This window comes from Stieleria neptunia (genome assembly GCF_007754155.1).
GTDB classification, from domain to species: Bacteria; Planctomycetota; Planctomycetia; order Pirellulales; family Pirellulaceae; genus Stieleria; species Stieleria neptunia.
In genome coordinates, this window is sequence record NZ_CP037423.1 from 630071 (window position 1) to 644224 (window position 14154).

At 56.0% G+C, this 14154-nt stretch carries 9 protein-coding genes and 1 tRNA gene; 2 read left to right on the forward strand and 8 right to left on the reverse strand.

What is annotated here, in order from left to right; all coding sequences use genetic code 11:
• Positions 1–25 precede the first annotated feature (25 nt).
• From Enr13x_RS02340 to Enr13x_RS02375, 8 genes are all read right to left on the reverse strand, one after another.
• Positions 26–1330, reverse strand: coding sequence for a lyase family protein (locus tag Enr13x_RS02340; RefSeq protein WP_197455717.1), 1305 nt, complete (start codon positions 1328–1330; stop codon positions 26–28).
• Positions 1331–1334: 4 nt separating this feature from the next.
• Complete coding sequence (locus Enr13x_RS02345) at positions 1335–2849, reverse strand: asparaginase (RefSeq protein WP_145384508.1); 1515 nt, start codon at positions 2847–2849, stop codon at positions 1335–1337.
• A gap of 29 nt (positions 2850–2878) precedes the next feature.
• Positions 2879–3949 (reverse strand): asparaginase, encoded by a 1071-nt coding sequence (locus Enr13x_RS02350; protein WP_197455718.1) that lies wholly within the window; start codon positions 3947–3949, stop codon positions 2879–2881.
• Positions 3950–3966: 17 nt separating this feature from the next.
• Positions 3967–4743, reverse strand: coding sequence for a 50S ribosomal protein L11 methyltransferase (locus Enr13x_RS02355; RefSeq protein ID WP_197455719.1), 777 nt, complete (start codon positions 4741–4743; stop codon positions 3967–3969).
• Between the two features lie 536 nt (positions 4744–5279).
• A tRNA-Asn gene (locus Enr13x_RS02360) sits at positions 5280–5352 on the reverse strand.
• Between the two features lie 688 nt (positions 5353–6040).
• Positions 6041–6943, reverse strand: coding sequence for an ATP-binding response regulator (locus Enr13x_RS02365; protein WP_145384511.1), 903 nt, complete (start codon positions 6941–6943; stop codon positions 6041–6043).
• A 615-nt stretch (positions 6944–7558) separates the two neighbouring features.
• Entirely contained in the window at positions 7559–8587 is a 1029-nt protein-coding gene (locus Enr13x_RS02370; protein WP_145384512.1) for a hypothetical protein, read from the reverse strand.
• 2 nt (positions 8588–8589) lie between these two features.
• Positions 8590–12474 carry an outer membrane protein assembly factor BamB family protein gene (locus tag Enr13x_RS02375; RefSeq protein ID WP_197455720.1) on the reverse strand — a complete coding sequence of 1295 codons (3885 nt, stop codon included), beginning with the start codon at positions 12472–12474 and terminating at the stop codon, positions 8590–8592.
• Positions 12475–12777: 303 nt separating this feature from the next.
• On the opposite strand from Enr13x_RS02375, the gene Enr13x_RS02380 reads away from it, so the two are divergent.
• The gene (locus Enr13x_RS02380) at positions 12778–13734 is read left to right on the forward strand and encodes an acetyltransferase (protein WP_145384514.1); all 957 of its coding nucleotides are present in this window, start codon (positions 12778–12780) and stop codon (positions 13732–13734) included.
• Complete coding sequence (locus Enr13x_RS02385; RefSeq protein WP_145384515.1) at positions 13734–14126, forward strand: hypothetical protein; 393 nt, start codon at positions 13734–13736, stop codon at positions 14124–14126. Before Enr13x_RS02380 ends, Enr13x_RS02385 begins: the two co-directional genes overlap by 1 nt.
• Positions 14127–14154 lie beyond the last annotated feature (28 nt).

The following is a 14154-nucleotide window of genomic DNA, read 5'->3' on the forward strand; positions in this document are numbered from 1 at the left end:
TTGCGGCACTCTTAGAGATTGAAATTTAGGGTTTCGGCTGCTTCGTGATCAAATGCTCTGTTTGCAGGTACCCCTCCGCCAAGCTTTGCTTGTAAGTTTTAGAGGCTTTTAGTTCGCCTGCCTTTGCAGACTGTGCTTTAATTGGATGCAAAGTTGCAAAACACTGTTTTAATGCTTCGGCGGCAATTGCAAGCAGATTTGCCGCGTCAACAACAGAAACATAGGTAAGCAACTCCCAAACGTTCAGATCTGTGTCTCCGTGGTCAATAGTGCTTCGCGCCGCTGCGGCGTGACCTTGCACGAGTAGGCAGCACTGCATTGCGTATTCTGGAAGAACGGGATTTTCTTTACAGGGCATTGCAGACGAGCCAACCTGCACAGGAGCAAGTTCGATCTCCGCAATCCCGGCATCTGGCCCAGAACTGAGGATACGCAAATCTTGACATTGCTTGAAAACTAGTCGCGATACTCGATCTAGTGCGTCTGAGACAGCAACTAGCGGACTGGGGTCTTGGGCGGCTTCAGAAAAACTCTTGCACAAACGCATCTCGCCAAAATCAAAATCAGCTTGCAAAAAGTTAAGAACACTCTGTCCAAATTCACGATCCACGTATTCGGTAGCTCCCGCTACTCCGCCGCCGATAGGTAAATCTCGAAGGGCTTCTGAAGACAACTTCAAATTCGAGGTTGCGGACTGAATAGCAGCGGACATTCCGCCAAATAGCGTTGCGAAGTCACCTGTAATGGCATCTCGCCAGCAAGTTCTTATTACTCTGGGCATATCCGCAAATGCTTTCAGTGTGGTAGATATTGCAAAGGAAAGGTCGCTCAAGCGATCGCTGCAATCCTTAATGCTCACTCTTGCAGCAATTCTCGTCGCTGTGGGAATTACATCATTTGTGGATTGTCGACAATTAACGGTGTTAAATGGGCAGACAGGCGAGTATCTACCCCGCGCACCGCCAAGTTCTTCATTCGCGATATTTGCGACTACCTCATTAGCATTCATATTTAGTGAGGTGCCTCCGCCTCCCTGGATTATTGGGATCGGAAAAAGTGTTGGAAGATCCGAGTTGAGTGCTCGTTTTGTTGCAATGACGATCGCGTTCGCCATCTTTTTTTCAATGCGAAGATCTTTGGCATTTGCCTTCGCGGAGGCTGCCTTGATTGCCAGCAATGCCCCAACAAGACTGGGGTATTCGCCGGCACGCTTGACGGTTTCATTCGCGCAGAAATTTATTAAAGCACGTCGAGTGTGTATTCCGTAAAGAGCGTCTGCGGGCAGGCTTAGTTCTCCGAGATAGTCAGACTCGAATCGCTGGTTTGGCATCTTATCACTCAGAGGCATCGCGTAAGAACAGCATCAGTAGGGCCTTCTCTACCTTGATTGTATGAATATCTGCAGCAAACAGTGACACGCGAGGCGGAGCGCCCGGTGCAACGGAACTTGCAACATCCGTCAGATCGAACGAGGCAAACGCAGGTGATTGCATGATGTTCTTCATGAATGTGCCTGCATAACTTGATGAGTTTTGTTTGGGACTCCGTCCCGCCTCGAGGTTTACATGCAACTCAATCTGGGAACCAACCTCAGAAGCGTCGTCGGCATTGGTGGAAATCCCAAACAAGGTGAGTGTGACATGCGATATCTTTCTTGTATCCCAATGCCGTGGCTGATTGGGTGCCGAAAGTAGGTCTAATCGATCTTGCGCCGCATCTGTTGTTTTTTCGAGTCGAATTCTCAGCACGCTCTGGCTTTGCTCTCCAGCAAGATTCTGCTCAATCATTCGTTTGGCTTCCTCTCGCTTAACATTCTTGTCAGAGAGGACAACCAGAAGTTTGCAAAGCGCTGCTTCAGCCGTGATGTCGGCACCTGACAGAACACCACGGGAAAGGAGCCCGGCACCGGTCTCGTATTGACCTAATCGCACCTCGCCTTCTTCGCATTGTGACACGTCAAGGATCGCGATTTTGTCTTCTAATTCACCAATTGGATCCAGAAAGTCCGGATCTGTAGGTGCATTTCCCGTTCCGTATGCTTCGAGGACAGCACCGTCTAATCCCTGAAGGTGAAGTATGTTCTTCAACAGATCACCACTTATCCCCGGAAAAAGTCGGATTGGAACGACCGTCGCATCTAGTTTGGTCTGAGGTAAGAAGGCGCGCGTTGGTGTTTTTACAACAGCATTTTTATTTATCCAAATCGAGTCCTCTGACCAATCGGAATCCCGGATTTCAGCGAGAGGCGGGTAATTCGGAGACGAGAATCCTCCAAGTCCCGATGCATTGGACTTGATCGTCCGATTACCTCGGTATAGACGTTTGTCGAAAAATATGCACACCTCGGGGATATCTTTTGTAGCCAAACATATTGAGGCAAGTAAGTTTCGCGTACCGTCCTCAACAACACGACCTATCACTGGAACCTGAGCGCCTGTGAGAATCACCGGCTTCGGGAGCCCTTTTAGCATGAACGAGAGTGCAGAAGCCGTATAGACCATGGTGTCGGTACCATGTACGACAACGAACCCGTCATACTCTTCGATGTTCTCAGCAATTAGATCTACTAAGGCTGTCCAGCATTCAAGGCGGATATTTGTCGAGTCGATCGGGTCTACGAATGCGTGAGCATCTATTTTGATGCCTCTTTCACGAAGTTGGTCGAGTTTCGGAATAGCCTCTGATAGCCTTTCCCAGCTAGCAATGACCAATGGGCTATGTGGATCACCAGCATCTTTGGGAACTGCCCCTATTGTTCCGCCGGTATAAATCACCAGCACTCGTGCCTTCGCAATACCCCCCGGGGCATCATGGGTCGTGCACTGGTGGAAGTTGGTTTTTGTATTCATGAAATCAATTCCCTCAAGCAACTAGACCACTAGTCCATCTCGTGGACGTGAGGTTTGCCCATGCGGTAGTTCACTAATTCAATAAGACGCTCTTCACGCTCCACACCCTTTGCTATCAAACTTCGGACCTGAGTCAATACCCAATTGAATTTCACGGTAGCGCACGCGTTTGTCATGTTTCCAGTCGGGATTGCTCCAGCTTGAATCGCCTTTCTTCCGGGCTCGTATTTAGTATGCATAGTGGAATTTGCAGGAAACTGGCTTGCGATGACTACTGGTATGTTGTGTTTCGTAGCCTTCTTGATAAAGCCTTCAAATGAATACTCAGGCTTGTCTTCTCGATTGGGTACGTTTCCCGCACCGTAGGAAAGGAGGATAAAGCCATCGTAAGAACGCGACTCGAGAAGTGGGTAAAGAGGTTCTGGCTTTAAGCCAGGCGTCAACGAAACTTGCAAGATGTTTGCCGAAAACTCGGGCATGAAATCGATTGCTTGAATGTTCTCCTTCGGCCTTGAGGTGACCGGATGTATTAAGATCTCTTCCGTGATGTCCGCGACGGGATAAAATGCCGGAGATTCAAATGCATCAAATCGTTTCTCATCACGCTTCTGAGTTCTACATCCGCGAAAAACATGGTTTGCGAAGCAGATAACGACCTCCGCGATTGGCTCAAGCGCAATTCGGACCGCACGTATCAAGTTGATCCGTGCGTCGCCGTGTAGCACGGACATATCCGTTTGAGCACCGGTGAAAACTACGGGCTTGTTCAGATTTGGGCCGAGAGCCAGCGAAACGGCAGATGCACTGAAATGCATTGTGTCGGTTCCATGGATTACGACAAAACCGTCGAACTGATCCATTCGCTCGTAGACGCTCGTAGCTATCGTCGTCCAATCTTCAGGAACCATATTGGTGCTGTCTAGGTTGAGAATCGGAACAAACTCTGCGGTACACAAATCCTTGAGTTCCGGGATATTCCTCTCAAAGTCCCCAATGTTTTCTGGGGGCCTCAACTCAATAGAACCATCATCTTGGAGGTGCTGCACCATCCCGATCGTTCCGCCGGTGTAAAGCAAACAGATACGCTTCTTTGTCGACACTTGTCTCTCCTTGCAAATCATTTTTGAATTCGAATAACGTACAGCAATTCATAGAGATCGCCGTCCTTTTCTAAGTACTGTATTCCGTGATGACGACGCATTGAGTGAAGCCGTTCAAGTATCGACGAGTAAAACTTCCTAAACGGTGTAACCTCTAGGTCAACAAAGGACAGATCAAGATCTCGCTCCCTTGCGAACTCCTGAGTAAGGTGAAGCGGAACCAAGCTGGTGTGAACTAGAAGTGCATGTCCCGAACTTGAAAGATTCCTCACGCAGAAATCCAGGAAACGAAAGATCATCGCATTTCCCATCTCTCCGCCGTCAAAGAAGTGGCCAATCAACCCATCACTCGGTAATGAAGCTGGATTGCAAAGCAGCAGATCAAACTCTTCCGTCTCTGGAATTTCATTGACCTGCTGCTTGAATTCAACGGCTGCACCATTCCGAGAAGCATTTTGTGCGGCAAGGCTAACAGCTTCCGCTGAGATATCGATCGCGACAGTCTTTTTCGCTCCAAGAAGGCTAGCAACGATCGCTTGGATACCAGTCCCAGTCCCGAAATCAGCAACTGACTGACCGGCAAGATTGGATGGAATATTACGAGCCAAAAGTTTTGTGTACGGCGTTACGCCGATACCGGCTCCAGAGACGATTTCAATAGGTGACGAAAACTCTTCGTGCTCGACTACGTATATCTCAGTGTCGCCACTGATGCTTTCGGACGTAAAATGAATTCGTGGTAACGCATCAAGTTTCTTGGCGACAGTGGGTGAGGTTTCTTCAGAAGAATTCATTTGTGCGCGGTCACATGAGCAAACTCGCAGATCCCTTGCCTGTGGCGTAAATGTGTCCTGCGTTAACTGAGTATTGTACACCGCCATCCTTCGAAGTGGTACGTGGGACCACACCTGCTTCACGTGCGCCTCTCTTCGGCCACGTTGTCATCATTCAGAACCCTTCTTCCATGTGAAGCTATGCAATTGCATGCCTCTGCGAGCGCGTCTTCGCACCTAAGTAGAGGAGTGGTCTACGGGAGCACCGGCGACCAGGTTGGCCCGGTGCATCGAAGAGAGATCGGGCGTTAACCCGGTTGGGCTTGTGATTCCGAGAGAGTGAGATGTTTTGGCGGTCTCGGCGGGGATTCGAGCGAGATCTTGGGTTTCACGCTTGTCTCAGAGTTGACCGATCGCGGACGCGCGAGAGGTGTCCGGCCAGCGAGAAGTCGCTTGGCACCGCGAAAATCGGGGCCAAAACGAGAAACGCCCGCGGGCCGATTTGGGCCTTGCGGGCGTTAACTGGACGGTACTTCGTTCCGTAGTTTTTCAAAAAGCTCCCCCGGCAGGACTCGAACCTGCGACAAGGCGGTTAACAGCCGCCTGCTCTACCAACTGAGCTACAGGGGATTGATGTGACCGGCCGGGTTGCCTTGGGTGGGCAATTGGCCGGGCCGCCGGGCGTTTTCTCCCGGTGGGTCGCGAAGTTTAGTTTCTCGACTTTTCACTGACAAGATCTCTTCCCCCAGACTCCAAAATTCGTTGCCAGGTTCGGTTTTTGGCCGGTTTTGACGATTGTTCCCCCGGAAACGACCGCCGAAATCGGGACGCGACCCGCCAAATTGCCTGCCTCAATCGATTTGTTGGACTTGTTGATGGGATTCCTGGCGTCGATGTTCGGCCCGATGCGTGTGGGTGGATCAGGTCTCCCCGGAATTGGGGATCGTTTGCGCGGCCTCAGGATTTGCTGTCAGACACCTCCGGCGTCGTTCCGCGGTGCGGTGCTCCCGGAGACGCGGGGGTGCACGCCCCAAACTGAATCACCCTCCCGCTGGGAGGGGCGCGGAGGTGTGTGCGACGCCCCAGTGAAGGCTTGCTCTGGTGCGCCGGCGGGGTCGGATCACACGGAAGTGAACGTTGCGGTCCGCCATTGGACCCTCCCCTCACTGCGCTCGACCCTCCCTGTCAGGGAGGGTGACGCACGATGTGTCGACACCAATGCCTGCCAGGAGGGTGACTCTAAAACTGCACGGCCTCCACGCGGGAGGGTGGCGTGAATTGAGATTCAAGACATCGATTGCGTTCGATTCAGCAGATCTCAGCTCTCATCTTCCTTGATGGAATCGCGACGCTTGATCAGGGTGACTTCGTTGCCTTTTTCGCTGAACGTGACTTCGTCCAAGAATGTCCGGATCAACATGATGCCGCGTCCGCTGGCCTTGAGCAGGTTTTCCGGATCGGTCGGATCGGGCAACGACGAGGGATCGAATCCGGGGCCTTCGTCGCTGATGACAAACTTGACTTCGGACTGCGTGAGTGTGGCGTTGACGGTCACCCGCCGATCGCAATACGGTGGCTGCTGAATGCGTTCTTCGCCGAGATCCCGGTAGGAACCGTCATCCTCTTCACGCAAATCGGAATCCAATTCCAAGTTCCCGTGGTCGATCGCGTTGGTGATGGATTCGCTGAGCGCGGTCGTCAATTGCACCAACGTCGATTCGTCAAAGTAGTTCAGCAGTTTCAGTTGCTCGTGCAGATAGCCGACCAATGCTTGGGTCCCACCGGGTTCATACCCTAAAACGAAACGGGACTGGCTTTCCTCCAAAAACGCGAGGACCTTTTCACGTTCCTGGATCGCGTGCACCACCGACATGACCGTGCGGAGTGCTTCGCTGAGCCCCTTGCTGAGGTTCTCTTTGGGCACATAGCTGGATGCCCCGGCCCGCAGCGCCCGTGCGGCCACCTCTTCGCTGCCGAATCCCGTCATCAGGATCACCGGCAGTTGTGGATACACGTCCCGAAGCCGTTCGACCAGCTCCAGCCCGTCCATCTTGGGCATCTGCAGGTCCGTCAACACAATGTCGGGCTTTTCCGCGTTGACCGATTCAAGGGCTTCACATCCATCGGCGGCATAGCGGACGTCGCATCCGGCCGCTTGGACACAGGCGCCTGCGACTCGCTGGCAGACGGCGGAATCATCGACGATCAGGACGGTGGTCATGGAGAGCAACCTTGGTGGAATCAAATAAATGGTCCCGGCGGGCAATAGGACAAGACTTTGATGATACCCGATCGACGCGCCGTTGACCCGCCATGGGGTTTCGCCGCAGAGAATCGGCGGGGGACCGTCGAGGATTTACACGCGGAACCGATCCATGGTCCGGGTGCCCCGTCCGGCTGCGAGGTCATGCCGTTCGGATGCGTCAGCCTGCTGGCAGGAGGGGCGAGCGAAGTCGATGCCTTTGCGGAGGCCCGGAGAGGCTGGCACGATGCTTGCCGATGGCGTCAGCCCAATGGCGCCATCGACTTTGGCGTCTCGAGGTGCTGGCGGAACGGCGCGAGCGGGCTGTCGTTTTAGCTGGGATCTGCTGAGTCAATGGTGAGCCGCTGGCCGTAAGGCCTCGGGCAGCGTCGGAAATGTCCGGCCGCTTACGCGTCGCGGCTGACAAAAACGACAGCCCGCGAGCCGTCCGGTCAGGCTTCAGAAACACCGTGAAAGACCGGAGGGCTCGCGCCCTAACGCTAACAAAAATACTCCGTTTGGCGTCAATTTAGGGGGCCTTGGAACGGCTCGATCCTCGATCGACTGAGCTGCGTTCACGGCGTCCGGAGCGGATTACTTGGCGTTTCGCCCCGGGGGAATGGTCAGCAGCACCGGGGCCGACGTCGTCTCCGGCAACGGGTCGCTCAACTTTGCCGTGCCGATTTTCTTTTCCCAGTCGACCGCCATCAACAGGTCAAACCCCGGGTTCTGGTTTTTGACCTGACAGGAACAGGGGCCGATGATGAAGCGCGACGCCAAACCGATCGTCAATTCCGAGATCCCCTTGCCGACCAGGGCGTACAACACGCGGCCCCTGCCCAGCACCGGAAACGCCATCGGTTGATCCAGCCCCTCCAGGTCCGGTTCACTGGCCAACAGCATCTTCAGCAAAAACTGCTCCTTGGGGTCATCGCGCTGGAGCGTGAGGATCGAAAAATCCAATCGCAAGTCGATCGCCACCTGCTGCAACAGTTCCTGTTCGTCCTCGATCTCTTCCTGTTCGGGCAGTTCCAATGACTGTTCGTTTTGCTGCACCAATCGAGTCAAGTTGTCCAGTGCGACCTGGTCTTGTTTGGGGTCACCACAGGGCACAAAGATCCAGACCGCAGACTCTCCCGCGACCAGCCGTTTCGCGATTTCCTGTCGGATCGGGGAATCGATCAAGTTGCCGACGGATTCCGCGTTCAGGGGAGCGGCGGCAATCAGACGATCGGGGACCTCTTGGGCCGTCACCGGATACAACGACACCAACACCGGTTTCCCGGATTTGCCATGCTCCGTCCACACCGATTTCAGCACGTCGTCTTGGAGGTCGGCCACTTCGATCAGTCTGACGCCGCAGTTCGCCGCCACCGACGATTGACGATCGGACGCCCGCAAGTGCTCGACGAGCTTCGATTCCGCCTCGCCGAGCGGGCCGTCGTGCAACACGACCAGCTCATAGTTGTCCGCCGGCCAGCGCTCCAGGGCGTAGCGGAACACCGGGACCTGGCAGGCATCGGCGACCGCCGCCAGCGAGATCGAAATCAGTGCCATCGAGGCCAGCGCCATCGAAACCAGTGCGGTGGATTTGATGGGGGAGGATTTTTTGGAGGGGATCATGGCTATTCCTTTCGTGTGACCTCGATTCCCGACACGATCGGCAACCGTGACGGATCGTCGGGAACCAGTTCAACCAACAGTTTGTCGTCGACCGTGATGTTGGAAAACTCGATTGTTTGCGACTTCGCCGGTTGCCCCGGTGTCGCCGCGATGACGATCCCCGACTTCACGATTTCTGATTGTAGCTTGATCGCGAACGCGCCCGTATCGGATTCGTCCAAGTTGGCGAACAGGAACTTGACGTCATACGTCGCCTTGGGATCGTCTTGGCCCAACAGCGGGATTTCAAATTGTTTCAGTCCCCGCGCCCCCGACGCGTAGACCCAGGGTTTGTCCGAATCCCCCAGTTCGACCGATTCAAGATTGCGGCTGTACCACCCCCCGCCGCTGGACAGTTGCGGTTTCAAGTCAAAGACAAACTCCAGCCGCTTTCGGCTGCTGGGTCTGGGGTAACCGAGCCACTCCAGGCCCGCGATTTCTTTGCGGTCTCCCGGCGCACCGAAGTTGATGGCGATTCGTTTGACCGGCGTGGTCGGGCCCACGGCACTGAAAATCCCCCAAGACTTGTTTTCGGTTTTGGGTTCCATCACCACGGTCGAGGCGATCGAAAATTGACAGACACATCCCGCACTGGCTTCGGGGATCATCACCAGCCCGTTGCCCGGGATGGCGTTGACCCAACAACCGAGTCGCTGGCCGGCGAAATGCCGTGTGCCGCTGTCTTCGTACAAGTCGTAGTAGCCGATGAAGCCGGAGCGAAAGAACATCATGTTCGGGGTCGCGGTGATGATGCCGCAATGGTGTCCCGGGCGGCTGAAACGCCATTGGCTGTCGGCGCCGGTCAACGGATGCGGCCGCGTCTTCGGTTCGCCGGTGTGCAAGTTGAACGCCCACGGTTCGGCATAGATCTCGTCGCCGATGACGGCCGGCCGGTTCATGTAATTGGCATTCTTGGACCAAAGCTCGGTTCCGTCGTTCGCGTCGAGGACCAGCAATTTGCGGCGGTCGAATTGTCCAGACAGAAACTGTTTCCAGTAGTGCCCGTTGGCGTTGGCACCACACAGCACGACATGGCCGTCGGCGACCATCAAGGTCAAGCTTCCGCCTCCGGCACTGACGTTGGTGGTGTCGGTGACGTTGACGGGTTTCTCCCACAGCTTTTCACCGCTGCGGCGATCGAGCGCGACGGCCAAACGCACGTCATAGTTCTTCATCTCCGCTTCGGCCTGCTCGGCCGCTTCGCCGGTCAGCTCTTTCAAGTCGCTTTTGTCTTTGAGGTAAAGCTGTTGGCGTTCTTCGGGGGTGATCGAACTGTCAATGAAATAGATCCGTTCCGGTCCGATCGCGATGGTCGTGTGCAGAATGTTGCTGCCGCGATACGTCCACATCCGCTCGCCGGTCTCGGTGTCCACGGCGAACACCGCGTCGGTCTGACTCTTGACGGTCAAGCCGCGTCGGCGCATCCGTTGTTCCAGTTCTTCGCGAATCGTGCTGGTGCCGAACAGCTGTCCGTCGTCATAGGCCAGGTAGGCCCAGGCGCGCTGCACCCCGTCGGGGGACTCGGGGGTTTGGTACGTCGCGTCGACGTTGCCGGTTGCGGCATCGAGTGCGAGGCATTGGTTGTCGATCGCCACGTAAAGCGCGTCATCACTGGCGGCCAGGTTGTGGGTTTCGCGATTGTTGAACACGCCGGTGCGGATGGCGCCGGGGTTTTCATAGTCCCACAAGAACGTGCCGTTGTAGGCGTCGTAGGCCATCAGCCGGTCGGTCCCCTGGATGAACATGCGGCCGTTGGTCGACAGTGGCGCCCCGGCGGCTTCGTGACGATTGATCATCGCGCTCGGGCCGGGGTCGCCGTACCACAACACGCCCAGACCGTCGCGAATACGATGATCATCCGAATACGAAGTGTTGGCGACGTTGCCGTATTGGTGCGACCAATTTCCCGCGCCGGGCAGCTTGCCGCGTCGCAGCAGTTGCCAGTCCGCTCCCGTGACCACTTCGCCTTCTTCCTGTTGATAAAACTGCGTCAGCCAGGCAAGCGTCTTGTCGGCCGCCACGATCTCTGGCAGGTTCGCCGCGCCGGCCGGGCGTCCCAGGATCACGACGCCGCCGCAAGGTTTTAGATGCCGCGCGATTTTCTCGGGATCACCCGGCAATTGGCCGTCCAGCAGCATCGACTCGGACACGATCAGGTTGGCGAAGTAGTTGGAAAAAGGCATGTCGTCGATCGGTGCATTGACCACCGTGATCCGCGTAGCATGGATGCCAGCCCGCTGGAGTGCCTGGCGCGACGCTGCCGCCTTTTCCGCGTCCGGTTCGACCGCATAGATCGTCAGTTCACTCTGCAGGGCCAATTCGTGCGCCAGGCGTCCTTGACCGTTTCCGACGACCAGACAGTATCCGGTCTGCTGACCACTCTGTTCGAGAATCTGCCGTGCCGCCGACTCGTAAAACTCGGTCAGGTCGTCGGCGGGGAACGGTGCGGAGGCGGGGCCGGGCCACGTTGCGGCCTGATTTGTCGTCTCGTCACTTCGATAGGCGTAGATGTTCCCGCTATCGGTGCTCACCGTCAGGAGACTGCCGTCGACGGCCAGTCCCCGCACGTTCCCCTCAACGCTTGCTTGCCACAATTTTTCGCCGCTGGAACGATCCAGCAGGACGACTTCGTTCAGGCCGCCGGCGATGACGACGTTCTCGGTAGCGATCAATACATCATCAAAGTCGCTGGCGTATTCCCAAAGGATGCCGCCTTTCATCGCCTCCTTCATCATCTTCTTGGCGTGGGCGAGTTTCTCCGGAGTCGTCGGCCGCTCGCGAAGTTTTAGAAACCACTTTTGTTTTTCTTGACTCGCCTTGGCGTGTTCGGCCCGGTTGACGCAAAAGATTTTTTCTCCGTCCATCAAATAAGCCAGTTCGTCGGCCAAGACCATCTGTCGCCCGGTGATCCAGGACTCACCGACGTTGCCGGTCTTTTGGTCCATCGCCAAAAAGTGATGGGGACCGCCGGCGTAAACTTGACCGTCACCCAAGAGCGCTTTGGTACCGCCCACGACACCACCGGCATCGGTTCGCCAGGAATGCGTGCGTTGAAAAACGATCTCCCCTGTTGCTTTCGAAATCGCCACCGGCAACGATCGGCCCGAGGGGACGTACAAGTACTTATCGTTGGCCAGCAGGTACCCTTGCGGCGACAGATCGTTTCGGCCGGCGTTTTGCTCGCTGATCGTGTCGTTACGCCAGATGATCGAACCGTCTTTTGCGTTCACGGCACACAGGTAAACCGTTTCATGCGGAAAGACCCCGGCGCCGAAATAGGCCGTGTCGCCATCGATCAACACTCCGGTACGAACCGGCCAGCGCGAGATCATTTCGCCGCGACTGAGCAACCGGTCATCTTTGGGGCCGACTCGCATTTGCCAAACGATTTCACCGTCGGCGGCACGTAGGCAATACACCAATCCATCGTCAGATCCGAAGTAGACGTTGCCATGGGCCAGCGTCGGCGCCAGGCGGATCGGCCCCTCGGTGTAAAAGTCCCAGATCGGCCGTCCCGATTGGGCGTCGACGCAGTGCAAACGGTGATCGACCGTGCTGCCGAAGTAGACTCGCCCGTCTGCCATCACGACTTGCAACGCGTCATCAAAATCGACGCGATGCTTCATCACATGGCCTTCGATCGGCTCCTCACGCGGTCCCGACCACGCTTTGATCGGCTTGGCCGGCGACTTGTAGGTCCAGGCATGCCGCAGCGAAGGATCCAAGGAATTGGATGTGAAACCGGCCCGGTCGTTGCCATTCAAATAGGCCGGCCAGTCGGCCAAGGTGGTCGACGTCAGGAACAGACACGCAAGGATTGAAACGCCGGAGATCGTTCGAACGTTCATGGAAGGGGCCATTGGGTGGGACGGATGGAGGAAACATCCTTTCGGGGAGCAACAGTTTAGCCGAGCCGAGCGTCCACTGCTGCCTTTTCAGCCGCCTGGACGAACACCAAATCCGATTCCGGCCTTCAATTCACCCAAGCACAACGAAAGCGTCACAGGGAAATCACCAAACGATCAAACTGCCTTCATCATGAATCGAGAGCATCCCCGTCTCCCTGGCAGCCCCGGAAAACCCGACCTCGGTTTTCGGATCCGCTCCGGCACGCTAAATTCCTTGCTTCCCTCTCGATCCAGGAGTTTGACGTGGCCCACTTCGACGTGTTTAACGGTGATGCAGACGGTATTTGCGCCTTGCACCAGCTTCGCTTGGCCCAACCGCGAGAGAGCACGCTGGTGACGGGTGTCAAACGCGACATCAACCTGCTCAAACGTGTCGAGGCTCGGTCCGGCGACACCGTCACCGTGCTGGACATTTCCCTCGATAAAAACCGTGATGAACTGGTGCGGCTGCTCGAGCAGGACGTCGCAGTCGTCTATTTCGACCACCACTTTGCCGGCGAGATCCCCGAATCAAAGAACTTGTCGGTGCAAATCGACACCGCCGGAGACGTCTGTACCGGTCTGCTTGTCAATCATCACCTTGAGGGTGCGTTCCTGCCCTGGGCCGTGACCGCGTTGTTCGGCGACAACTTGCACGACGCCGCTCGCAGTGCCGCACAACCACTGGATCTGACCGAGCCGCAACTCGATCAGCTCGAAACGCTCGGCACCCTGCTGAACTACAACGGCTACGGCAGCACCCTGGACGACTTGTATTTCCCGCCGGATCAGCTGTACCGCAAAATCCAGCCGTATGCCGATCCCTTCGAATTCATTGCCGCCGACACCACGTTTCAAACCCTCCGCGACGGTTTCGAAAGTGACATGAATCGGGCGAAGTCGATCGCCCCGGTTTTGGAAACCGAATGCTGCGCGGCGTTCACGTTTCCGAACGAATCGTTTTCGCGGCGTGTCAGCGGCGTGTACAGCAACCAACTGGCGCGTGAGAACCCGAACCGTGCTCACGCCTTGGCCAGCCTGTTGCCATCGGGTGACTACCTGGTCAGCGTCCGCGCCCCGCTGGCAACCAAAACCGGGGCCGACGAACTCTGTCGTCAGTTTCCGACCGGCGGCGGACGCAAAGCAGCCGCGGGAATCAACGCGTTGCCCGGTGAGCAATTGCATGAGTTCCTCGCCGCGATGCAAAAGCAATTCAGCTGATGGGTACCAAAGACTCGCCACACATCCTGGCGCTGGGGACGATGACGGAGTTTTACATTCCGTCTCACAAGCTGGATGACCCCCGCTTCTATCATGGGACCCAAACGGCACGTTCGGCGATCCATGAGTTTCTGATGCATCACTATCGGGCCTACACCCAATCCCCGACTCCCGTCAAAGGCTATTGGATCGATCCATCGGCCCAGCTCTCGCACGACGTGCTGGAACGATTTGAAGTGTCGTTTAATCATGAAGACGAGTTCGACCGGCTGATCGGATTCCTGGTCGAACTCTGCCAGCGGCTGAGTGAAGAAGCGATCTACGTCACTCGGGGGACTCGCAGTTATTTGGTCACGAAAGATCCAAGTGGACCTGCGACAGACGCATCTTGAAGTGTGGGAGAGGCTTCCAGCCTGTCGA

Excerpts from the sequence above, each read along its gene's own strand:
- Enr13x_RS02340 (WP_197455717.1), bottom strand. The coding sequence starts at position 1,330 with ATGCCAAACCAGCGATTCGAGTCTGACTATCTCGGAGAACTAAGCCTG.
- Enr13x_RS02375 (WP_197455720.1), bottom strand. The coding sequence starts at position 12,474 with ATGAACGTTCGAACGATCTCCGGCGTTTCAATCCTTGCGTGTCTGTTC.
- Enr13x_RS02385 (WP_145384515.1), top strand. The coding sequence starts at position 13,734 with ATGGGTACCAAAGACTCGCCACACATCCTGGCGCTGGGGACGATGACG.
- Enr13x_RS02365 (WP_145384511.1), bottom strand. The coding sequence starts at position 6,943 with ATGACCACCGTCCTGATCGTCGATGATTCCGCCGTCTGCCAGCGAGTC.
- Enr13x_RS02355 (WP_197455719.1), bottom strand. The coding sequence starts at position 4,743 with ATGAATTCTTCTGAAGAAACCTCACCCACTGTCGCCAAGAAACTTGAT.
- Enr13x_RS02345 (WP_145384508.1), bottom strand. The coding sequence starts at position 2,849 with ATGAATACAAAAACCAACTTCCACCAGTGCACGACCCATGATGCCCCG.
- Enr13x_RS02370 (WP_145384512.1), bottom strand. The coding sequence starts at position 8,587 with ATGATCCCCTCCAAAAAATCCTCCCCCATCAAATCCACCGCACTGGTT.